A 21,219-nucleotide genomic window follows, 5' to 3' on the forward strand; every position below is an offset into this window, starting at 1 on the left:
CTCCCCTTCAGGGGAGGGGTTGGGGGTGGGGTCTATCGGCCTTGCGCAAGGCCGATAGACCCCACCCCACTACGACTAGGCAGCAAGCTGCCAAGTCTGCGTTGCCCCTCCCCTGAAGGGGAGGGGCTAAATTGCCGCAACGTCCGCTCCCCACCCCGATGCCGACGTCGGCCAGCGACCCTCGCTCCCGAACGGCCTGCCTCAAACGGCGGAACATATGCCCCGCCGCGTCGTTGGTCCGGCAAGAGGCGCACCCCTCCGCCTCTGCAAAAGCAAGGAGATACGCCATGGGTGAACTCACCGAAAAAGCCAAAGGCATCGCGAACGAAGCCGCCGGCAATGTGAAGCAGGCGACCGGCAAGGCGACCGACAACGAGCGTCTGCGCGCCGAAGGCGAGGCGCAGGAGCGCAAGGGCGAAGCCCAGAATCTGAAGGGCAAGGTCGAGGGCGCGCTCGGCGACAAGATCTGACCTTTCGGTCCGTTCGCTTGCTCGTCACGCAAGCAAGGAAAAAGGCCCCGGGATCCCTCTCCCCGGGGCCTTTTTCATGTCGTTTGCGGGATGGGGCTTATTTGCCGCCCGAGGCGACGAGATCGACGTCGGTCATCCCGCCGTCGCGGCGCATCATCAGCACATAGGCGAGATCGCCCTTGGTGCCGCCGAGCATATGCTCGTTGCCGTTGACGCGGTGATCGCTGGTGTAGCCGGCGCGGATCGCCATCGTGTGATAATAGTCGAGTACCGCCTGCATCGAGGCGGCGGTCTGAAAATTGACGACGCGGATGTTGCATTTGCCGCCGGCGATCCCCGCGGCCTCGCGCAGCGTCGCGCGCGGGTAGACCTTGAACGCGGCGGGAAGGCGGTTCGCCCACGCGTTGCTGTAGGTCAGCTTGGCGTCGCAGCCGCCGCCCTTTTGCTGATCGCGCGCGAGGGCGCCGATGGTCACCGGGCGGGCCTCCGCTTCGCAGCCGTTGCAGCCGGCCTCCATCGGGAGGGCTTTGGGCGCGGTCAGCAGCTTGCCGGCCTTTAGCGCCGCGGCGGCTTCGGCGGCGGTCGCGGCCTTGCCGCTCCGGACGCCGGGAACGCCGCCGTCGATCGGCCGGTTGCCCGGGCCGACGGCGTTGCGGTTCGACTGGCCCGCGAGCGCCGGATCGACCATGATCTTGTCTTCGAGCGAGCCCTTGATCGCCGGGTCGGCGTTGGTCAGCCCGTCGTCGAGCGGGGCGAGATCGGCCTTGGCATTGGGGTTGTCGCGGCATCCGCCGAGCGGCGCCGCCGCGACCAGCAAACCGGCAACGAGCCATTTTCCGCGCAAGATCATCGCTAACACTCCCTTAATCCTTTACCGGGAATGCCCGATCCTGGTCAAAAAGGCCCAAATAAAATGCGTTAACGCGCGGGCTTTATTGGCCGCAACCTGTCTCGGAGCGAGACGCTTTTGTAAGGATGCGCCCGGTCAGGGCTGAAATTCCCTGCGTTTGATGCGCCACGCGTCGGCGCTTTGCGTCCAGGCGTCGACGGGCGCGTCCTCGAACGGGGCGGGGAGGCGCGTCGGGCCGCTGTTGGCCGCGCCGAGGCGTTTGGCGAGCGCTTGCGAACGCGTGTTGGCGGGGTCGATGCTGTGCATCAGCTCGGGCCATTTCAGGAATTCGACCGCGAAATCGCAGGCGGCGACCGCGCCCTCGAAGGCATAGCCCTTGCCCGCGAAGCGCGCGCTGACGCCGTAGCCGATCTCGGGCGCCGGCCAGCCGTCGGGCTCCCACGGGCCGAGGCGGCCGACCCATAAGCCGGTATCGCGCTCGATCACCGAAAACATCGAAAAGCCGCGGATGTGCCACGCGCCCGCGAGCGTGCACCACTGGCGCCACGCCGCCGAACGCGGGCAGGCGCCGCCGATGAAGCGCATCGTCTCTTCCTCGGCGCACATCGCGGCGAAAGCGTCGAAATCCTCCGCCGCGGGCGGGCGGAGGATCAGGCGCTCGGTGACGAGCAGGGGGCCGTTCAGCATGATATGTCTCTTTCCCGCAGCGGTGGACGACGCTTGTGGGACAAGAACGGCCGGGGGACAAGGCGCACACGCTTGAGGGCACCGGCGTTAACCGGTGCCCTCGCCATCAGCGTGTGCGGGTGGAGGGGTCTCGAACCCGCACTCGAGACGGTTTCTGTCTCAATTTAGCGGCAGCGATATTTGTCGCGGTCGATCTCGCGGCCGAGCAGCGCGCCGCCCGCAGCGCCGAGCACAGTGCCGAGCAGCTTGTCGCCGCCGCCGGCGATTTCGTGACCGGCGAGGCCGCCGACGGCGCCGCCGATCAGAAGGCCGGTCGTGCCATTGTCCTTCTTGCAGCGATAGCGGCCGTCATTGTCGCGCCAGATGCGGGTGTCGCGATCGATGCGCTCGTCGCGCGCATAATAGCGGCGATCCTTGCGCTTGCGGTAGAAGTCCGACGCCTGTTCGAACTCGTGATAGCCCGGCGCCTTGGCGGGGGTCGTCACGCCGGCGTGGAGCGGCGTGGTACCGAGGACGCTGGCGGCGACGAACGCGCCCATCAGGCCTTTGGTGAAGATACGCATGGTAAGTCCTTTCCTGGTTCCGCGCTCCGTGCCTTGGCAGGCTCGGGCGCTTCGAGGAGAAAACGAGCCGGCTCCCGATCGCGTTGCATGAACGCAAGGCAACAAGATGAAACGAGCCCATCCATCGACGAACCGAAAGGCTCTTGCCGCATCGCGGGCGGCGTGCGAAAACCCTGTCCATGCTCAATATCGGATCGCTCATCATCGGCGCTATCGCCCTGGTTCTGGCCGTTTTTGCGTTCATTCCGCTGCTCGGCTGGGCGAACTGGGTGATCATTCCTTTCGCCGTCGTCGGCCTCGCGCTCGGCGCGATGTCGGACAAGACGAGCGGGCGGAACCTCAATATCGTCGTCATCGTCATCGGCGTCATCCGCCTGATGCTCGGCGGCGGCATCATCTGATCCTTTAGAAGTCGAGCGCCATGGCACAGACACCGGCCCCCGCGGGGAGCAATGAGGGCGGGCTGCCCTATGCGCTGGCCGCCTATGGCATCTGGGGCTTCGTCCCGCTCTTCTTCAAACTGATCGCGAGCGTCCCGCCGGTCGAGGTGCTGGCGCAGCGGATCATCTGGTCGCTGCCGCTCTGTTTCCTGATCATGCTGTTTCGCCGGCAGATCGGCGAATATCTGGCGGCGCTCAAAGATTGGCGGACGCTGCGGCTGCTGCTGGCGAGTTCGCTGCTGATCGCGGTCAACTGGCTCGTCTATATCTATTCGATCTTCACCGACCATGTGCTCGCGGCGAGCCTCGGCTATTATCTCAACCCGCTGGTCAATGTGATGCTCGGCATGATCTTCCTCGGCGAGCGGCTTTCGAAGCTGCAATTGCTGGCGGTGGCGATTGCGGGGGTCGGGGTTGCGATCCTGCTCGCGGGCGCGCTCGATACGCTGTGGATCAGCCTGACGCTGGCCTTTTCGTTCGGCATCTATGGCCTGATCCGCAAGGTCGTGCCGGTGGGGTCACTGCCCGGGCTTTCGGTCGAGACGACGGTGCTGCTGTTGCCGTCGCTCGCCGTGTCCGCCTGGTATCTGTGGGCGGGCGACGGGCGCGGTTTCGGATCGGACGGCGGCATCAGCCTCTTGTTGATGGCGGGCGGGGTCGTCACCGCGGTGCCGCTGCTGCTCTTTGCCACCGCGGCGCGGCGGATGAGTTATGCCGCGCTCGGCTTCGTCCAATTCCTCGCGCCGACGCTCCAGTTCGTCTTGAGCCTGTTCGTCTTCCACGAGCCGCTGAAACCCGCGCAACTCGCCTGCTTCATCCTGATCTGGGCGAGCATCGCGGTGTTCAGTTTCGACATGCTGCGCAAGATGCGCGCCGAGCGGATGATCGAGGTGGCTTGAGTTCGGTCCTCCCTGTGGCGAAGCCATGGGGAGGGGGGCCGCTCGCTGAAAGCGAGTGGTGGAGGGGCCGCGACGTCGCGTTATAGCCCCTCCGTCAGCGCTGCGCGCTGCCACCTCCCCATGGCTTCGCCACAGGGAGGATTTTCAGACCAGCCGCCAGCCCAGCGTTTCGCCGGCGTGGAAGGGGACGACTTCGCCGATGCGGTCGGGGACGAGCGTCTCGGCGCGTTCCAATGTCACCGTGCCGGTATTGAGCGGCAGGCCGTAGAAGCGCGGGCCATGTTCGCTGGCGAAGCCTTCGAAATGGGCGAGGGCGCCGTCCTCGTCGAACGCCTCGATATAGGATTCGAGCGCATAGGGGGCGTTGAAAATGCCCGCGCAGCCGCACGACGCTTCCTTCGTATGCACCGCGTGCGGCGCGCTGTCGGTGCCGAGGAAGAATTTGGGCGAGCCCGAGGTCGCGGCCTTTCGTACCGCGAGCCGGTGATGCTCGCGCTTCGCGACGGGCAGGCAGTAAGCGTGCGGGCGGATGCCGCCGACGAGCATCGCGTTGCGGTTGATGTGGAGGTGCTGCGGGGTGACCGTCGCGGCGACATTGGCGGGCGCGGCGGCGACGAACTCAGCGGCTTCGGCGGTGGTAATATGTTCGAAGACGATCTTGAGCGCGGGAAGGGCGCGGACGAGCGGTTCGAGCGTGCGTTCGATGAACACCGCCTCGCGGTCGAAGATGTCGACGTCGTGGTCGGTGACTTCGCCGTGGATGAGGAGCGGCATGCCGATCTCCTGCATCCTCTCGAGCACGCCCATGATGTTCGCGACGTCGGTGACGCCGTGCGCGCTGCCGGTGGTCGCGTGCGCGGGATAGAGTTTGGCGGCGGTAAAGACGCCCTCGGCGTGTCCGCGCGCCATCTCGTCGGAGCTGCTGTGGTCGGTGAGGTAAGCGACGATCAGCGGCGTGAAGTCGAGCCCGGCGGGCACCGCGGCGTTGATGCGTTCGCGATACGCCCGGCCTTCGTCGGCGGTCGTCACCGGCGGCGACAGGTTGGGCATGACGATCGCGCGGGCGAACTGGCGCGCGGTATATTGCGCGACATGTTCGAGCATCGCGCCGTCGCGCAGATGGACGTGCCAGTCGTCGGGGCGGCGGATCGTCAGGCGGTCGGTCATCATCTTCTCCGCTCTCCCCTTCGGGGGAGGGGGCGTTCAGAGGCACGCGACTCTGACGCGGGTGGGGTCTCGAAGCATGGAGCAAGGCCGATGGACCCCACCCCAACCCCTCCCCTGAAGGGGAGGGGCTTTAAGTTGGCTCCCGCGCTCCCTATTGTCCGTGCATGGCTAACACAACCCTTCACGACCGCGCCCTCATCCGTCTGTCGGGGGAGGACGTCCGCGGCTTTCTGCAAGGGCTCGTCACCAACGACACGTCGGGCAATTTGCCGGTGTGGGCGGCGCTGCTCACCGCGCAGGGCAAGGCGCTGTTCGATTTCCTGATCTGGGCCGACCAAGCGGATGTGCTGATCGATTGCGAGCGCGATGCGGCGGAAGCGCTGGTGAAGCGCCTGACCCTCTATCGCCTGCGCCGCGCGATCACGATTGCATTGGAGCCCGAACTGGCGGTGCATTGGGCGCCGGCGGGCGACCTCGGCGTCGTCGATCCGCGGCTGGCCGGGCTCGGCCAGCGCTGGCTTGCGCCGGCGGATGAAGGCGAGGGCGCCGATGCCGCGTGGCGCGCGCACCGGCTGGCGCTGGGCGTTGCCGAGGGCCGCGCCGAACTCGGCGATGGAGCGACGCTGTGGCTCGAATGCAATGCCGCCGAACTGAACGGGGTCAGCTTTGCCAAGGGCTGTTACGTCGGGCAGGAAAATACGGCGCGGATGAACTGGCGGCAGAAGGTCAATCGGCGGATCGTCGTGGTGCCGATCGCCGAGGCCGATGAAAAAAGGCAGATGATCGCCTATCCCGAACTCGGCTGGTCGGTCGAGCATCGGCGGGTGGAGGATATTGATGCCGCCGAGGCGCCGCCATGGATGCGCGAAGGGCTCGCCGCGGGTTCATGACAGGTGCAGCCTTTGCTGCTAGGTTGGCGGCCATGCGCGCCATGCTGATCTCTTCGGCGCTCGCCGCCGCTTTTCTGTCCGCCGTCGCCGCTGCGGCGCCGACGTCGCTGTTGCCCGTCCAGCCCGAAGCGCCCGCGCCCGCTGTCGCGCTGGCGCCGCTCGCCAGGGAGTCGGTCTGGACGCCGCGGTTCGAGGCGGCCGCCGGCGAACTCGCCGACGCCCTGCGCTCGCGCGACGAGGCGCGGTGGGGAGCGATGTTCGGCGGAAAGTGGCTGGCGGCGGCCGATCGCGAACGCATCAGGAGCCTGCTCGTCGATCGCGACAGCCCGTTTCTTCATGCTCTTTTCTCCAAGGGCGCGACGCATCGCGCGATTCTCGGCTGGGATGCGCCCGCGTCGATGAGCGCCGCCGAGCGCGCGGCGATCGAGGCGGGGCAGGAGGCCGAGGCGCTGATCTGCTGGTCCGCCGGTGGTGAGGGCGTGTGGCCGTCGACGGCGCGCGAGGCCGACAATCGCCCCGGGCGTCCTTACGCCTGCGCGCGGATCGCCTATAGCATCCGCGGCGGCGCGCCGACGTGGCGCGCGTTCATCGAGCAGCGCGAGCCCGCTTAACCAATTTCCAACCCCAATCTGCGACAAACCGCCCATGATCGGGCGGTATCTTGGCTTGGCGGTCGCCATCACGGCGGTGTCGGTCGGTGTGGCGAGCGTCGCCAGCCGGTCGTCCGGCGATGCGGACGGTGCGCGGGCTGCGGCGGAAACGCAGGACAATAGCAACTGGACGACGCAGCGCGGCAAGCGCAGCACCTGGTCGTCGGGGCCTTCGGCGCCGGCCGCAAGGGGCTTGGGCGGCGAAGTGCGCCTTGGCCGGGCCGGCGATTCGCATTTCTATGCCGATACCGAGGTCGACGGCACCAACATCCGGATGCTGGTCGACAGCGGTGCGTCGATCGTCGCGCTGACGCGGCGCGATGCCGAGGCGATCGGGATCGACGTCGACAGCCTGCCGATCGGCGGCATGGCGCGCACCGCGGGCGGCGACGTGCCGATGCGCACGGTGACGCTGGGCAGCGTGGTGGTCGAAGGGATCGAGGTGCGGCAGGTTCCGGCGGCGGTGATCGACGCCGATATGGGCGTGTCGCTACTGGGGCAGAGCTTTCTGGCGAAGCTCGACGCGGTGAATGTCGAGGGGGATACGATGACGCTGCGTTGAGGGGGCGACGGCACTAGCAACAACGACAGATCGCTCACCCAGCCTTACCCTTGCCATTTCTGCCGCTTTTCCCCACATCGAGCGCCATGAACGCTCCCAATCCTCCCCCCAATCCTCCGATGCGCGCGGCGATCGTGCCGGTCACCGCTTTCCAGCAGAATTGCACCTTGCTGTGGTGCACCGCGACGAACAAGGCGGCCTTTGTCGATCCCGGCGGCGACCTGCCCAAGCTGAAGGAAGCGGTCAAGCAGACCGGGGTTGAGGTCGAGAAGATCCTCGTCACCCATGGGCATATGGATCATTGCGGGCAGGCGGGGATGCTCGCGAAGGAACTTGGCGTCCCGATCGAGGGGCCGCACGAGGACGACCGCTTCTGGATCGAGGCCTTTGCCGAGGACGGCGTGCGTTTCGGCATGGTCGGCGAATCCTTCGAACCCGACCGCTGGCTCGTCGACGGCGATACGGTGACGGTCGGCGATCTTAAGATCGACGTCATCCACTGTCCGGGGCACACGCCGGGGCATGTCGTCTTTCATCATGCGCCGTCGAAGCTCGCGATCGTCGGCGATGTGATCTTTCAGGGATCGATCGGGCGCACCGATTTTCCGCGCGGCAATCATCAGCAATTGCTCGATTCGATCACGCAGAAATTATGGCCGCTGGGCGGCGACACGACCTTTCTGCCCGGGCACGGCGCGCACAGCAATTTCGCGCACGAACGGCGGACGAACCCGTTCGTGAGCGATATGGCGCTCGGCGGCTGAGGTCCCCCTCCCGCTTGCGGGAGGGGTTAGGGGAGGGCTTGTCGCTTTTCCCCAAGTTGGACCGGAACAGGCCCTCCCCCGACCCCTCCCGCAAGCGGGAGGGGAGAAATTACTTCGGCGTTGCTGCTACCGTCTCGACCTCGGTCGCCGTGATGCTCACCGGCGTGAGATAGACGATCGCGAGTGCGGTGAGCGCGAGGCCGAGCTGGGTGAGCATGGTGACGATCGTGCCGACCATGCGGCCCCACATCATCCCGTCCATGCCGAGCGCGTGGAGAATGCGGCCGACGAGATAGAGCGCGCCGACGGCCCACAGCCACATCGACGAGCCGAAGCCGAGTTCGACGAGCGCGAGCAGGATCAGCACGAAAGCGGTGTTTTCGACGAAATTGCTGTGCGCGCGCATCCGGCGGGTCAAGAGGTCGTTGCCGCCGTCGCCGATGAAGACTTTCTCCCGCGTCCGCACGCGGCCGACGCGGAGCGCGAGCCACAGGTTGAGCAGCGCCGCACCGGCGGCGATCGTCAGGCTGATCGGCAAGATTATCATTTGTTCCCCCTCTTGCACCGGCTGGCCCGGCGACAAGGATGGTGTGGCATTGCGCGGGGAGCAGGGCAAGCCTGCGCCGGAGAATGACGTCGCAGCCATTCCCGCGCAATGGGCTTGCCTTTGCGGGCAAAAACGCTATAGCCGCGCCCGATCCGGCACCCGACACCATCTGGCGTTGAGGCACCTTCCGGCGGAAGTTTTTCCTGCGTCATCCAGACGGGAATGGGCTTCGGCGTGGCGGGCGGGCCAGTCTTTTCCGGCAACGGGAACGACAAATCCGGGTAGCCGATTCGTGACACACTATTTGAGAATGCAGGAAAAATCATGGCCGTTCCCAAGCGAAAAACCTCGCCCTCGAAGCGCGGCATGCGTCGCAGCCACGACAGCCTGAAGGTCGAAGCCTTTCAGGAATGCCCGAACTGCGGCGAGCTGAAGCGCCCGCACAACCTCTGCAACGCCTGCGGCCATTATAACGGCCGCGAAGTGGTGTCGGTCGGCGCGTAATAAACAGGCCGGAGGGCATTAGATGGCACTGACACCGCGAATCGCAATCGATGCGATGGGCGGTGACGTCGGCGTGCGCATGATGCTCGCCGGCGCCGCGATGGCGCGCCACAAGCACGACGGCCTCCGCTTCATCCTCGTCGGCGACGAGGAGCAGATCAAGGCCGCGCTCGATCATCACCCGAACCTGCGCGCAGCGTCGGACATCCTCCACACCGACGGCGTGGTGTCGGGCGAGGACAAGCCGAGCCAGGCGCTGCGCAAGGCGAAGAGCACCTCGATGGGGCTGGCGATCGATGCGGTGAAGCGCGGCGATGCCGGCGGCGCCGTTTCGGCGGGCAACACCGGTGCTTTAATGGCGATGGCGAAGCTCGCGCTGCGCACGATGCCGGGGATCGACCGGCCGGCGCTCGCGGCGCTGCTGCCGACGCTCGGCGACAATGACGTCGTCATGCTCGACCTTGGCGCGAACACCGATTGCGACGCCAACAACCTGATCCAGTTCGCGGTCATGGGCGCCGCCTATGCGCGCACCGCGATGGGGCTGGAAAAACCGCGCGTCGCGCTGCTCAACATCGGCACCGAGGAGCTGAAGGGCACCGGCGAGATCCGCGACGCCGCGGCGCGGCTGCGCGAGGCGCACGGACTGCCCATGGAGTTCACCGGCTTCATCGAGGGCGACAAATTGTCGCGCGGCAATGTCGATGTCGTCGTCCATGACGGCTTTTCGGGCAATATCGCGCTGAAGACGATCGAGGGGACGGCGCGCTTCGTCACCGACCTGCTCCGCCGCGCCTTTACAAGCTCGACGCGTTCGAAGATCGGCTTCCTGATCTCGCGCCCCGCGACCGAGTTGCTGCGCCACCATCTCGACCCCAATAATCACAATGGCGCGGTGTTCCTCGGCCTCAACGGCGTGGTGCTCAAGAGCCATGGCAGCGCCGATGCGAAGGGGGTCGCGAACTGCGTCCACCTGTGCGCCGAGCTGATCGAAAAGGATATCACGCGTCAGGTGACCGAAGATCTCGCCAACTTCCGCAGCGGCGACGCGGCATGACGCTGCGCGCGATCCTGGCCGGTACGGGTTCGGCGCTGCCGCGCACGCGCGTGTCGAACGCCGAGCTCGCCAGCCGCGTCGACACGAGCGACGAATGGATCGTCGAGCGCACCGGCATCCGTTTCCGCCACATCGCCGAGCCCGACGAGACGACCGCGACGCTCGGCGCCGATGCGGCGAAGCAGGCGCTGGCGGCGGCGGGGCTCGAGGCGGCGGACATCGGCCTGATCATCGTCGCGACCGCGACCCCCGACAACACGTTTCCGGCCAGCGCAACGAAAGTGCAGGCGCTGCTCGGCGCGCCCGACTGCATCGCCTTCGACGTCGCCGCGGTGTGCTCGGGCTTCCTCTATGCCGTGTCGGTCGCCGATTCGATGCTGCGCACCGGCGCGGCGAGGCACGCGCTGGTGATCGGCAGCGAGACGTTCAGCCGCATCCTCGACTGGGAAGACCGCACGACCTGCGTGCTGTTCGGCGACGGCGCGGGCGCGATCGTCCTGTCGGCCGAAGAAGTCGTCGACGACCGCGGCATCCTTGCGACGCGGCTCCATGCCGAGGGCAAATATTCGGACATGCTCTATGTCGACGGCGGGCCGTCGACGACCGGAACGGTCGGCCATGTCCGGATGCAAGGCCGCGAAGTGTTCCGCCACGCGGTCACCAACCTTGCCAATGTGCTGGCCGAGGTGATGGAAGAGATCGGGCTGTCGGCCGAGCAGATCGACTGGGTCGTGCCGCATCAGGCGAACAAGCGGATCATCGACGCGACCGCAAAAAAGCTGGGCCTGCCCGCCGAGCGCGTCGTCCTGACGGTCGACCAGCACGCCAACACGTCGGCGGCGTCGGTGCCGCTCGCGCTCGACCTTGCGGTGCGCGACGGGCGGATCAAGCGCGGCGACCTGGTGGTGCTCGAAGCGATGGGCGGCGGCTTCACCTGGGGCGCGGCGGTGCTGCGGGTTTAGGCTGAAGTCGCGGCACCGGCAGTGGATGGAATTCACCGCGTCAACTTCTCCTTCCATCCGTTTCAGTTTGGCGGATTAATTCGGATTTGTTACATATGCGTAACGGGACTCGTGACGGTGGGGGCTGTCAGGGAACCGGCCGCATAATTTCGCTTCAGGAGGGGGAAGGGATCAACATGACCGCAGGGACGCTTACGCGAGCCGATATCGCCAGCCGCATCAACCAGCAGATCGGCTTGTCGCGCAATGAATCGGCGGCAATCGTCGAATCGATTCTCGACCATATGTCCGACGCGCTCGCGGTCGGGCAGAATGTCAAAATCTCGGGTTTCGGTACCTTCGTGCTGCGCGACAAGGCGCAGCGGATCGGCCGCAATCCCAAGACGGGGATCGAGGTTCCGATCCTGCCGCGGCGCGTGATGACCTTTCGCGCCAGCCAGACGATGCGAGCGCGCGTTGCCGGCAAATAGGTTCCGCCTTATCGATGCCGGCGTCTGACATGGCCGGCGATGACGGCAAGGCGGCGGGCGCCATGCTGGCGATCGGCGAGCTGGCGGTGCGGATCGGCGTGCCGACGCATGTGCTCAGATATTGGGAAACGCGTTTTCCGCAGTTGAAGCCGCTCCAGCGGTCGGGCCGCCGCCGCTATTACCGCGCCGAAGATGTCGCGCTCGCCGAGCGTATCCACCATTTGCTGCATGTGCGGGGCTTTACGGTCGAGGGCGCGCGCAAGGCGTTGTCCGAACCGGCATCCGAGGCAGGCGCGGCGCCCGCGCCGCGCGCGGTCTCGATGCGCGAGACGCCCGATGCCGGTGCGCCGGCGCGGGTGGCGGGAATTCCGGTCGAGGCGCTTGTCGCGCTGCGCCAGCGGCTGGCCGCGGCGCTGGATTGAACCGGGGGCTGCGGTGGGGCGATGAGGGTTTTCGGGTGGGAACGCGGACATAGCTTTTTGCTAGGGAGTGCCTTCACTCAAAGCCCAGATCGATTGAGAAGCGCCAACACCTTCGGCCATTTCTGGTACTCGCTCCACCCTCTCAGGGTTTTCCCGTCTGCGGGCCTAACCGCCCCCAGTTCAGCGCCTCGAGAAATGAGCAATAGCGCAACGTCTTCATCTGAAATGTTGAAAAGGACATGTTCTCCTTCATTGTCCTTGAAGTCCGGATTGGCCCCAGCGTCCAACAGCAGTCTCGCGACGCCAGCGTCACTCACCTGCCACAAGACGCTATCGCAGTAGCCGTATTGGCAATGCTCGATTTTTGCTCCCGCAGCCAATAGCAGCCGGATAACTGCTCTGCGATCGGTGGTGGCAGGATGCTTTTCGTCATTGCTCATCACACCGTGGGCAGCTTCAAAGAGTGGAGGGTCGAAAAAGCGACTATCTTCATCATCTCCGTTCGGATTCGCCCCCAGTCGGAGCATCTCGCTAACAATCTGGGGGTCTGCGTTCGCAGCGGCACCCGTTAGAAGCTTTGTTGCGAAGGTGCGGTCAATCCGACGGGCGTTCTGCGGCTGATACAAAGCGTCGTACGCGGCGTGATTATCGGACTCCACTGCTTCCTGCAGCGCGCTCTTCCACTGCGCTTCGTCTGCAATCCCTCCGTTAGCAATCAGCCATTTGATCGCATCACTATGTCCTTCGTAGATTGCTGTTCTCAGTGGGCTCGGCCCTTTCGCCAGAAAAACCGGAGCCCTCAAATCCTTCAAGCGCTGCATCGTCCCCACGTCGTTGCGCTTCGCCGCAGCGTCCATGAGTTCGAGTCCCAAAATGCCAGCGAAGTCAGCGCCTTCTTCTTGAAGCATCGGGATGACCTGCGGTGTCCCCTCGATCCAGCGATCAGTTCGTGCTGCCGTATCAATTGCATCTTGAAGCGCTGTCACCGATGCGGGCATCCCCGCTTCCTTGCCGACATAGTCGACGACCGATTTCTTGCCGTTGCCGGTATCAATCGTCACCACATAGGTCGGGTTGTCGGTAACCTTCGCTCGATACTCATCGCGAAGGGAAAAGAATCGAGCTTCTTGGAATTGCGCCAGAAGTTGGTCGATCGCCTGTGGATCTATGGTTGTCTCGTGAGTGCCGGGGACCCGGACACCACTTTCTGTCGAGTATGCGCGATGAACATTCGCTCCATCATCGAGGTCGAGATGTGGCGTTGTTTCAAAAACCACGCGACCGCTTCCTGTGATCGTGACCTTGTAATCTGGACAAGACCCAAAGCAGGCAGTCCTTTGGAGACTGATTACAAGCTTTTCCTTGTTCACATCGGGAAAGGGAGTGCTCAAGAAATGGCAAGCGCCTAGCAACACACTGCAAATTCCAATCAAGATGGATCGCAAATTTGCACTCCTATACTTCATTCGCGCTCGCTTGCTTATCGAACAAATGGCGAATGTCCGCAATCGGTCGCTTGCTGCCATTGCGTCCCGAATTGTGCCGAACGGCGAAAACGGGGTGGGAAGCGGGTGTTTCCCAATATTCGTCATCCCACCGATCCGGAGTCCATCCCTTCCGCGCGGCGAGAATGGACCCCGGATCAAGTCTAACGAGCCACGTGTCTCGTTAGAGGGTGACGAGGAAAGAAGCATCCTCCCTGTGCCGCAGACATGGGGAGGGGGCAGCGCGAAGCGCTGGCGGAGGGGCCAATGGCGTGACGTCTCCGCCCCTCCACCACCGCTTCGCGGCGGTCCGCCTCCCCATGGCTTCGCCACAGGGAGGATTACATGGCCGCAACCGGCCGGCTGCCATTTCGACCGCACGAATGCGGAATTTCCCCGGACGAATCGCCACGCCATCTTAACGCTTCGCTGCTAATCTCTTGCCGATGACGGTCCATCCCGCCTTTCCGAGAAGCGCCGGCGAAGCCGCGCCGCTGACCGTGCGCGTCGTCGATCCGCTGTCGCTTTCGGGCGAGCTCGCGGCGGCGTGGGACCGGCTTGCCGATGAGGCGAGCGAGCCCAATCCTTTCGCCGAACGCTGGTGCCTGCAATCGGCGCTCCACCTGCTCGATCCCGAACGCCAGGCGCGGCTGGTGCTCGTGCGCGATGGCAGCGACGGGCCGGTGATCGGCGTGATGCCCGTCGCGCCCGCGTTCCATTATGGCCGCCTGCCGCTGCGGCATGTGACCGGCTGGGCGCACCCCAATCATTTTCATGGCGCCCCGCTGGTGCGCGCCGGTTTCGAAAGCCTGTTCTGGTCGATCCTGCTCGGCTGGTGCGATGCCGCGCCGTGGGCGCGCACGTTGCTGCATGTGCCGCGCCTGACCGAGGACGGCCCGCTCCACCGCGCGCTGGTCGATGTCGCGCGGGTGCGCGGCGGCGAGGCGCGGGCGGTGCACCGCGAAGAACGCGCGCTGCTCGAAAGCGCGCTGTCGCCGGGCGATTATTGGGATGGCGCGGTGCGCGCGAAGAAGCGCAAGGAATTGCGGCGCCAGGCGAACCGGCTCGCCGAAGAGGGTGCGGTCGGCGTCCGGCGCTGGCAGGCGGGGGAGGGGCTCGATCCTTGGATCGATGCCTTCCTCACCCTCGAAGCGCGCGGCTGGAAGGGGCGCGCCGGATCGGCGCTCGCGAGCCATGGCGATACCGCGGCGTGGTTTCGCGCGATCCTGACCGGCGCGGCGGACGCGGGGAAGCTCGACATGCGCGCGCTCGATCTGGACGGCCGCCCGCTCGCGATGCTGGTCAACTTCCTTTGCCCGCCCGGCGGCTTTTCGTTCAAGACCGCGTTCGACGAACATTATGCCCGCTTCTCGCCCGGGGTGCTGCTGCAACAGGCGAATCTCGACCTGCTCGACGATCCGAAGATCGCGTGGGTCGACAGCTGCGCCGCGCCCGGCCACCCGATGATCGACAGCGTCTGGCGCGAGCGCCGCGCGCTCGTCTGGGTCAATGTGCCGCTGTCGGCGCCCGCCGACCGGTTGCGCTTTGCGATGCTGGACAAGGCCGAGCGCCTGTGGCGGCGCTGGAAGGGTGCCGCCGCGCCCGCAAATGAAGTAGGAAGCCCGACATGACCGCGCACCAGCCGATCGACCGCGCCGTATTCCCCGCCGAAACGCTCGAGCGGATGGCGGCGCTCTATCCGCAGCGCGCGGGACTGCTGCACCACCATCTTCCCGACCATCCTTTGCTGTCGATCGAGGCGCTCGCGGTGCTCGGCGAAGGCCTGCCCGCCAGCGAGGTCGAATATAATCCGGGCGATGTGCCGATCGGCATCCGGCCCGAGGATGTACCCTCGAACGGCCTGTCGATCGGCGAGACCATCCGCACGATCGACAGCAACGGCAGCTGGGCGGTGCTCAAGAATATCGAGAATGTCGCGGCCTATCGCACGCTGCTGATGGACCTGCTCGGCGAACTCGAACCCGTCGTGACCCCGCGCACCGGCGCGATGCTGACGCCGCAGGGCTTCATCTTCATCTCGTCGCCGGGGTCGATCACGCCGTTCCACTTCGACCCCGAGCATAATATCCTGCTCCAGCTCAAGGGGCGGAAGGTGATGAACGTCTGGCCCGCGGGCGACGAGCGTTTCGCGCATCGCCGCGAGCATGAGCGCTATCACACCGGCGGCCACCGCAATTTGCCATGGGAGGAGGCGTATAAGGACGACGCGCAGCAGGTGCCGCTCGGCCCCGGCGACGCGGTGCTGATGCCCGTGATGGCGCCGCATTTCGTCGCCAATGGCGATGCGCCGTCGATTTCGCTGTCGATCACCTGGCGCAGCGAATGGAGCTATCGCGAATCCGAAGCGCATGCGGCCAACGCCGCGCTGCGCCGCATGGGGCTCGACCCCGCGATGCCGCCGCGCTGGCCGAGCTATGCGTGGATGAAGACCGTCGGCTGGCGGATCGTACGCAAGCTCAAACTGGTGTCGTGACATTCCGATTCACGCGGAGACGCGGAGACGCGGAGATGTCGTGCCGGCCGCGCAGCGGCCTTTCCTCTTCCGCGCTGCGACACGACGCACCGTAGATGGAGAAAGGGCCTGTCGGCCCGAGCGAACCTCTCCGCGGCTCCGCGTCTCCGCGTGAGACAAAAAGAACCGGGTTCGCGGCCTTCCGCGCCCCTTGCACCGCGCTCCATGACAGATTGCTTTCAATTGCCGCGAATTGCGGTTATGGGCGCGCATCCCGATATTTCGAGCCCATAGAGGATAGATGGCGAAAGAAGAACTTCTGGAAATGCGCGGCCAAGTGGTCGAACTGCTGCCCAACGCGATGTTTCGCGTCAAACTGGAAAATGATCACGAGATTCTGGGCCACACGGCCGGCAAGATGCGCAAGAATCGCATCCGCGTTCTCGTGGGCGACGAAGTGCTCGTCGAACTCACCCCCTATGACCTGACCAAGGGTCGGATCACCTATCGCTTCAAGTGAGCGGCGCGGCGACCATGGCTGCGCCCATGCCAACACTGGTTCTGGCTTCGACCTCGCCGCGGCGGCGCGAATTGCTGGCGCGGATCGGGCTGGAGCCTGCGCGCATCGCGGCGCCTGAAATCGACGAGACGCCGCTGAAGGGCGAGCTGCCGCGCGATTATGTCGCGCGGCTGGCGCGGGGCAAGGCGCTCGCGGTCGCGCGCGCACCGGACGAAATCGTCCTCGCGGGCGATACGACGGTGGCGGTCGGGCGCCGCATCCTCGAAAAGCCGGCCGATGAAGCCGACCTGCGCCGCATGCTCGCCCTGCTGTCGGGGCGGCGCCACCATGTCTGGTCGGGGGTTTGCGTCGTCGGGGCCGATGATCGCCCGCGCGTCCGCGTCGTCGACACGATCGTCGCGTTCAAGGCGCTGAGCGCCGCCGAGATCGACCGCTACGTCGAATGCGGCGAGGGGATGGGCAAGGCGGGCGGCTATGCGATCCAGGGGCGCGCCGAAACCTTTGTGCGATTCCTGTCGGGGAGCCATTCGAACGTCGTCGGCCTGCCGCTCTTCGAAACGCGCGCGCTGTTGACGAGCGCGGGAATCCCGCTTGGCTGAGTGGCTCTATGAAGCCGGGATCGGCGAAGCGCGCGCGGCGCTGATCGAGGACGGCGCAATCGTCGAGGCGCGGATCGAACGCGAAGGCGAAGGGCCGCGCGTCGGCGCGATCGTCGGCGCGAAGCTGATCGAAGCGGGCAGGGGCGGCAAAGGCGCGCTGGTCGCGCTCGACTGGCCGGGGGCGCCGCAGGCGACGCTGACCGGCCTGCCGCCGTCGACCTCGACCGGGGCGCGGCTGATCGTCCAAATCACCCGCATGGCGCTGCGCGAACGCGGCCGCGACAAGCCCGCGCGGGCGCGGATGGCGGAGGCGGGCGCCGACGTCGGTGACGGGCCCGATCTGCGGGCGCGCATTGCCGCTACTGGCATCGCCGTCGCCGAGCTGCAACCGGCCGCTCCCGACCGGCTCGAACAGGCGGGCTGGTCCGAACTGATCGACCATGTCCGCACCGGCCACTGGCCCTTTGCGGGCGGCGCGCTGTGGGTCGATGCGACCCCCGCGATGCTGCTGATCGACATCGACGGCGAGGGGGACGCGCTGGCGCTGGCATTGGCGGGCGCGCGCGAGGCGGCGGCCTTGATCCGTCGCTGCGACATCGGCGGGTCGATCGGGATCGACTTTCCCTCGGTGCCCGATCGCGCCGGGCGGCAGGCGATCGACGCGGCGGTCGACGCCGCCTTGCCCCAGCCGTTCGAGCGCACCGCGGTCAACGGCTTCGGCTTTATGCAGATCGTCCGCCGCCGCGAGCGGCCCTCGCTGATCGAGCAGGTCCGGCTCGATCCCGCCGCGACCGATGCCGCGCTGCTGCTGCGTCAGGCGGAACGCGCGGTGGGGACGGGCGACCTGACGCTGACCGCGCGCGGCGCGGTGATCGACCGGATCGCGGCGCATTCGGCGTGGATCGAAACTCTACAAAATCGCACCGGCCGCGCGGTCCGCCTGATCGCGGATGCGGCCGTCAAAGGAGCGGGTCATGCCCAGTAAACCCCCGCGCTGTCCGCTGTGCGGCAAGCCGCGCGACCCCGAATATAAGCCCTTTTGCAGCCGCGGTTGCCGCGATCGCGACCTCCTCAACTGGTTCGGCGAGGACTATCGCGTGCCGGCCGATCAGGCGCCCGACGGCACCGCCGACGACGATCGTTTCGACGAGGGATGATCGCAAAGAAAGATGCTGGACAGGACGCAAAGCCCTGCCTATAGCCGCCGCTCGCCAGCGCGGCCGACCGGCCGCAAGCGCTTCGCCTGGGTAGCTCAGTTGGTAGAGCATGCGACTGAAAATCGCAGTGTCGGCGGTTCGATCCCGTCCCCAGGCACCACCCCTCATCCATCGTTGCTTCAGCACTTTTTGTGACAATCAGATTACGCCTGCCGTAGCGTAAACTGTTGCTTTTGTGCCACTAATGGACGGAAAAGCCGGATGCTCGCGCGCGCGCGCGTTGACGCCGCGGGGCGGTGCGTTAGACCGGCACTTCACCGTCGGGCATCTCCCGATAAGCCTTTGGCTGCGCCGCGACGGTTTTGGAGAGAGGACCTGTCATGATTTTGCGCAACATTTTGTTGGGCGGCACGATGCTGTGCGCTGCCACGACCCCGGCCTATGCCTTTGCCCAGGATGCGGCGCCCGCGACGCCTGCGGTCACCGACGACAGCGATTATGGTAATGACATCATCGTGACCGCAACCGGCCGTGCGCAGCGCTCGCAAGACATCCCGATCGCGGTCAATGTGGTTGGCGGAGAGCAGCTGGAAAACTCGGGCATCAGCGATATTCGCGGGCTTCGCCAGATCGCGCCCAGCTTTCAGGCGACGACCGGTCAGTCCTCGGCAACCGGCGTCGTGCTGCGCATCCGCGGCATCGGAACCGCAGGCGACAACCCCGGCTTCGAACCCTCGGTCGGCGTCTTTGTCGACGGCGTTTTCCGCGCGCGCGCAGGCCTTGCCCTCGCGGACCTGCCGCCGATCGACCGCGTCGAAGTGCTGCGCGGGCCGCAGGGCACGCTGTTCGGCCGCAACACCTCGGCCGGCGCGCTCAACATCATTACGCAAAAGCCCAGCTTCAATCTCGGCGGCTATGCCGAGGCGAGCTATGGCAACCTCGACGAGATCGAGCTGAAGGCCGGCGTCACCGGACCGGTTTCCGAAACGCTCGCGGTGCGGCTCGACGGCGGCTACCACAAGCGCGACGGCTATATCAAAGACGTCAACAGCGATCGCCGTTTCAACGATCTCGACCGCTGGTCGGTGCGCGGGCAGGCCTTGTTCGAAAAGGATGACGTCTCGTTCCGGCTGATCGCCGATTATGCCAAGACCAATGAGCAGTGCTGCGGCGCGCTCAACACCAATTCGGGCTTCGCGCAGCCGGGCACGCCGGCCTTCGCCGCAAGCGCTGTGATTCAGGGGCTGGCCGCGGCCAATGGCCTGACCGGCATCGTGATCCCATATAACCCCAAGAATCGCGAGGTCGCGTACTCGCCTGATCGGGACCTGACCGAAAAAATGCGCGAATGGGGCGTTTCGGGCCAGCTCGACTGGGATCTGGGCGGCGTCGAACTGACGTCGATCACCGCCTATCGCGACTGGAAGGCGATCCGCGGCATGGACGTCGATTTCTCGGGGATCGACCGCGCCTATCGTGAAAATATGCCCATCAACATGCGCGATTTCACGCAGGAAATCCGCCTCAAGGGCACGGCTTTCGACGATCATGTCGACTGGCTGATCGGCGGCTTCTACCTCAACGAGAAGCTGCGATATACCGAACGCACCCGCTTCGGCACGCAGGGCGCGCAATATGTCGACGCCTTTATCAACGCGCTGACCGATTCGGCGGTGCCCGGTCCGACGGGCTTCCAGATTTTCCAGTCGATCCCGAACTCGCCGCTGGTGGGACAGGTACTGCTGGCGTCGAACCCGCAGCTCGCGGCCGCCGCCGCGCAGGCGGGCGTGCTCGACACCTTCCTGACGCCCCTTCCCGCGCCGCAGGCGGGGCAGGGGCAGATTGGCGATCGTTATCGGGTCGACACCGAAGCCTTTGCGCTGTTCACGCACAATATCATCGACTTCAACGACAATGTCTCGCTGACCCTTGGTCTGCGCTACAATCATGAATCGAAGAAGCTGAACGCCGACCTGCAGTCGAACCTGCCGGGGTGCGCGACGCTGCAAAGCGATCGTTACGGCCTCTATCGCCAGGCGCTGCAGGGTCTGCCGTCGGGACTCGGCAACGCGATTTTCAACCTTGTCTGCAACCCCGTGGTCAATCCCGAATTCAACGGCATCTTTCGCGACAAGCGCAGCGAGAGCAAGCTGACGGGAACTGCAAAGCTGTCGGTCAAGCTCGACGATCGCGTGATGGTCTATGGCGGTTATGACCGCGGTTATAAATCGGGCGGCTACAACCTCGACCGCGGGTCGTTCGACACCGCCTTCCTCGGCGGCAATGGCGCACAGGCGTCGGACCTCGAGTTCGGGAATGAAGATGTCGATTCGTTCGAATTCGGCGTGAAGACCGATTTCAGCAACGCGTTCCAGTTCAACGCCAATGCCTTCTATACCGAGCTCAAGGGCTATCAGAACCTGGCGTTCGAGGGGAATAACTTCGTCGTCCAGAATTTCGACAAGCTCGTGGCGAAGGGTGTCGAGCTGGAATCGGTGATCCGTCCGGCGCCCAGCCTCAACATTGTGCTCGGCTATTCCTATGTGGATACCGAAGTGAAGGACGCGGTCGCCGGCGACGACAACGGCTTGCCGCTCACCAATTCGCCCAGGCATGTCGTCACCGGCGCGGTCACCTGGACGCCGCAGCTCAGCAGCAATGTTGGCGGCCTGCTGCACCTCGACTGGCGGATGAACAGCGACGCGAACACGATGAACGATCCGGTCGCGGTGCCGTTCACGACCAACGATGGTTATACGATCGTCAATGCGCGGGCGGGCCTGAATTTCGGACCCGACCAGAATTATGCGGTCGAGTTCTACGTCGAAAATCTTTTCAACAAATATTACAACATCACGGCCTTCCCGATCCCCGAGCAGAGCGCGAGCTTCGCCGTCTATCCGGCGCCGCCGCGGCTCTATGGGGTGAAGCTGCGCGCGAAGTTCTGATTGATGCGCTGACGCGCAGGGTCGAAGAAGGGGCCGGGCCATCGCATGATGGCCCGGCCCTTTTCTTTTCGTCGGTCCCGATCAAAAGAATACCCGGCCTCTCGATCGAGAGGCCGGGTTCGTCGGTATTGTTG

Annotated in this window: 25 protein-coding genes and 1 tRNA gene; 20 read left to right on the forward strand and 6 right to left on the reverse strand. The window is 65.5% G+C overall.

Features of this window, described 5'->3' with window-relative positions; genetic code table 11:
- Window positions 1-287: 287 nt before the first annotated feature.
- Window positions 288-470 (forward strand): CsbD family protein, encoded by a 183-nt coding sequence (locus tag FG95_RS14310; RefSeq protein WP_037556771.1) that lies wholly within the window; start codon window positions 288-290, stop codon window positions 468-470.
- A 97-nt stretch (window positions 471-567) separates the two neighbouring features.
- Here the strand turns inward: FG95_RS14310 and FG95_RS14315 are convergent, their stop codons facing one another.
- From FG95_RS14315 to FG95_RS14325, 3 genes are all read right to left on the reverse strand, one after another.
- Complete coding sequence (locus FG95_RS14315; protein ID WP_037556773.1) at window positions 568-1,320, reverse strand: hypothetical protein; 753 nt, start codon at window positions 1,318-1,320, stop codon at window positions 568-570.
- 135 nt (window positions 1,321-1,455) lie between these two features.
- Window positions 1,456-2,007, reverse strand: a complete 552-nt coding sequence (locus FG95_RS14320) for a GNAT family N-acetyltransferase (protein WP_081933165.1) — start codon at window positions 2,005-2,007, stop codon at window positions 1,456-1,458.
- A 164-nt stretch (window positions 2,008-2,171) separates the two neighbouring features.
- Entirely contained in the window at window positions 2,172-2,570 is a 399-nt protein-coding gene (locus FG95_RS14325) for a glycine zipper 2TM domain-containing protein (RefSeq protein WP_037556776.1), read from the reverse strand.
- Between the two features lie 179 nt (window positions 2,571-2,749).
- Here FG95_RS14325 and FG95_RS14330 point away from each other — a divergent pair, with 179 nt between their 5' ends.
- Both FG95_RS14330 and rarD read left to right on the forward strand, forming a co-directional pair.
- Window positions 2,750-2,971, forward strand: coding sequence for a membrane protein (locus tag FG95_RS14330; RefSeq protein ID WP_037556777.1), 222 nt, complete (start codon window positions 2,750-2,752; stop codon window positions 2,969-2,971).
- Window positions 2,972-2,991: 20 nt separating this feature from the next.
- Window positions 2,992-3,909 carry an EamA family transporter RarD gene (gene rarD / locus FG95_RS14335; protein ID WP_037556778.1) on the forward strand — a complete coding sequence of 306 codons (918 nt, stop codon included), beginning with the start codon at window positions 2,992-2,994 and terminating at the stop codon, window positions 3,907-3,909.
- 144 nt (window positions 3,910-4,053) lie between these two features.
- Here rarD and pyrC read toward each other — a convergent pair whose 3' ends face one another.
- Entirely contained in the window at window positions 4,054-5,076 is a 1,023-nt protein-coding gene (gene pyrC / locus FG95_RS14340; RefSeq protein ID WP_037556796.1) for a dihydroorotase, read from the reverse strand.
- A gap of 164 nt (window positions 5,077-5,240) precedes the next feature.
- Here pyrC and ygfZ point away from each other — a divergent pair, with 164 nt between their 5' ends.
- The 4 genes from ygfZ to FG95_RS14360 all read left to right on the forward strand — a co-directional run bounded on the left by ygfZ (window position 5,241) and on the right by FG95_RS14360 (window position 7,942).
- Window positions 5,241-5,966, forward strand: a complete 726-nt coding sequence (gene ygfZ, locus FG95_RS14345) for a CAF17-like 4Fe-4S cluster assembly/insertion protein YgfZ (RefSeq protein ID WP_037556779.1) — start codon at window positions 5,241-5,243, stop codon at window positions 5,964-5,966.
- 32 nt (window positions 5,967-5,998) lie between these two features.
- Window positions 5,999-6,577, forward strand: coding sequence for a hypothetical protein (locus FG95_RS14350; RefSeq protein ID WP_037556780.1), 579 nt, complete (start codon window positions 5,999-6,001; stop codon window positions 6,575-6,577).
- A 55-nt stretch (window positions 6,578-6,632) separates the two neighbouring features.
- The gene (locus FG95_RS14355; RefSeq protein WP_235211569.1) at window positions 6,633-7,178 is read left to right on the forward strand and encodes a retropepsin-like aspartic protease family protein; all 546 of its coding nucleotides are present in this window, start codon (window positions 6,633-6,635) and stop codon (window positions 7,176-7,178) included.
- 86 nt (window positions 7,179-7,264) lie between these two features.
- Window positions 7,265-7,942: an MBL fold metallo-hydrolase gene (locus FG95_RS14360; protein WP_037556782.1), complete on the forward strand. Its 678-nt coding sequence runs from the start codon at window positions 7,265-7,267 to the stop codon at window positions 7,940-7,942.
- A gap of 109 nt (window positions 7,943-8,051) precedes the next feature.
- Here FG95_RS14360 and FG95_RS14365 read toward each other — a convergent pair whose 3' ends face one another.
- The gene (locus tag FG95_RS14365) at window positions 8,052-8,489 is read right to left on the reverse strand and encodes an MAPEG family protein (protein ID WP_037556783.1); all 438 of its coding nucleotides are present in this window, start codon (window positions 8,487-8,489) and stop codon (window positions 8,052-8,054) included.
- Between the two features lie 324 nt (window positions 8,490-8,813).
- Between FG95_RS14365 and rpmF the strand changes: the two genes are divergently transcribed.
- The 5 genes from rpmF to FG95_RS14390 all read left to right on the forward strand — a co-directional run bounded on the left by rpmF (window position 8,814) and on the right by FG95_RS14390 (window position 11,904).
- Entirely contained in the window at window positions 8,814-8,993 is a 180-nt protein-coding gene (rpmF, locus tag FG95_RS14370; RefSeq protein ID WP_011541714.1) for a 50S ribosomal protein L32, read from the forward strand.
- 22 nt (window positions 8,994-9,015) lie between these two features.
- Window positions 9,016-10,050 (forward strand): phosphate acyltransferase PlsX, encoded by a 1,035-nt coding sequence (plsX, locus tag FG95_RS14375; RefSeq protein WP_037556784.1) that lies wholly within the window; start codon window positions 9,016-9,018, stop codon window positions 10,048-10,050.
- Window positions 10,047-11,012 carry a beta-ketoacyl-ACP synthase III gene (locus FG95_RS14380; RefSeq protein WP_037556785.1) on the forward strand — a complete coding sequence of 322 codons (966 nt, stop codon included), beginning with the start codon at window positions 10,047-10,049 and terminating at the stop codon, window positions 11,010-11,012. Before plsX ends, FG95_RS14380 begins: the two co-directional genes overlap by 4 nt.
- A gap of 176 nt (window positions 11,013-11,188) precedes the next feature.
- The gene (locus FG95_RS14385) at window positions 11,189-11,482 is read left to right on the forward strand and encodes an integration host factor subunit alpha (RefSeq protein WP_037556786.1); all 294 of its coding nucleotides are present in this window, start codon (window positions 11,189-11,191) and stop codon (window positions 11,480-11,482) included.
- A 29-nt stretch (window positions 11,483-11,511) separates the two neighbouring features.
- Window positions 11,512-11,904: a MerR family transcriptional regulator gene (locus tag FG95_RS14390; protein ID WP_235211570.1), complete on the forward strand. Its 393-nt coding sequence runs from the start codon at window positions 11,512-11,514 to the stop codon at window positions 11,902-11,904.
- Window positions 11,905-11,981: 77 nt separating this feature from the next.
- Here the strand turns inward: FG95_RS14390 and FG95_RS14395 are convergent, their stop codons facing one another.
- Entirely contained in the window at window positions 11,982-13,274 is a 1,293-nt protein-coding gene (locus FG95_RS14395; protein ID WP_152567659.1) for a DUF6438 domain-containing protein, read from the reverse strand.
- A gap of 560 nt (window positions 13,275-13,834) precedes the next feature.
- On the opposite strand from FG95_RS14395, the gene FG95_RS14400 reads away from it, so the two are divergent.
- The 8 genes from FG95_RS14400 to FG95_RS14435 all read left to right on the forward strand — a co-directional run bounded on the left by FG95_RS14400 (window position 13,835) and on the right by FG95_RS14435 (window position 21,085).
- Window positions 13,835-15,019 carry a GNAT family N-acetyltransferase gene (locus FG95_RS14400; protein WP_037556789.1) on the forward strand — a complete coding sequence of 395 codons (1,185 nt, stop codon included), beginning with the start codon at window positions 13,835-13,837 and terminating at the stop codon, window positions 15,017-15,019.
- Window positions 15,016-15,882: a cupin-like domain-containing protein gene (locus FG95_RS14405; RefSeq protein ID WP_037556790.1), complete on the forward strand. Its 867-nt coding sequence runs from the start codon at window positions 15,016-15,018 to the stop codon at window positions 15,880-15,882. The genes FG95_RS14400 and FG95_RS14405 overlap by 4 nt, the downstream gene beginning before the upstream one ends.
- A 280-nt stretch (window positions 15,883-16,162) precedes the next feature.
- Window positions 16,163-16,381 carry a translation initiation factor IF-1 gene (infA, locus tag FG95_RS14410; RefSeq protein WP_010162480.1) on the forward strand — a complete coding sequence of 73 codons (219 nt, stop codon included), beginning with the start codon at window positions 16,163-16,165 and terminating at the stop codon, window positions 16,379-16,381.
- 26 nt (window positions 16,382-16,407) lie between these two features.
- Window positions 16,408-16,980 (forward strand): Maf family protein, encoded by a 573-nt coding sequence (locus FG95_RS14415; RefSeq protein WP_037556797.1) that lies wholly within the window; start codon window positions 16,408-16,410, stop codon window positions 16,978-16,980.
- Window positions 16,973-17,965, forward strand: a complete 993-nt coding sequence (locus FG95_RS14420; RefSeq protein ID WP_037556791.1) for a ribonuclease — start codon at window positions 16,973-16,975, stop codon at window positions 17,963-17,965. The genes FG95_RS14415 and FG95_RS14420 overlap by 8 nt, the downstream gene beginning before the upstream one ends.
- A complete protein-coding gene (locus tag FG95_RS14425) occupies window positions 17,955-18,137 on the forward strand; it encodes a DNA gyrase inhibitor YacG (protein WP_037556792.1) in 183 nt (60 codons plus the stop codon). Before FG95_RS14420 ends, FG95_RS14425 begins: the two co-directional genes overlap by 11 nt.
- 84 nt (window positions 18,138-18,221) lie before the next feature.
- Window positions 18,222-18,297 (forward strand) — tRNA-Phe (locus FG95_RS14430).
- Between the two features lie 220 nt (window positions 18,298-18,517).
- The gene (locus FG95_RS14435) at window positions 18,518-21,085 is read left to right on the forward strand and encodes a TonB-dependent receptor (RefSeq protein ID WP_235211571.1); all 2,568 of its coding nucleotides are present in this window, start codon (window positions 18,518-18,520) and stop codon (window positions 21,083-21,085) included.
- Window positions 21,086-21,219 lie beyond the last annotated feature (134 nt).

The organism is Sphingopyxis sp. LC363, from assembly GCF_000756385.1.
Taxonomy (GTDB): Bacteria; Pseudomonadota; Alphaproteobacteria; order Sphingomonadales; family Sphingomonadaceae; genus Sphingopyxis.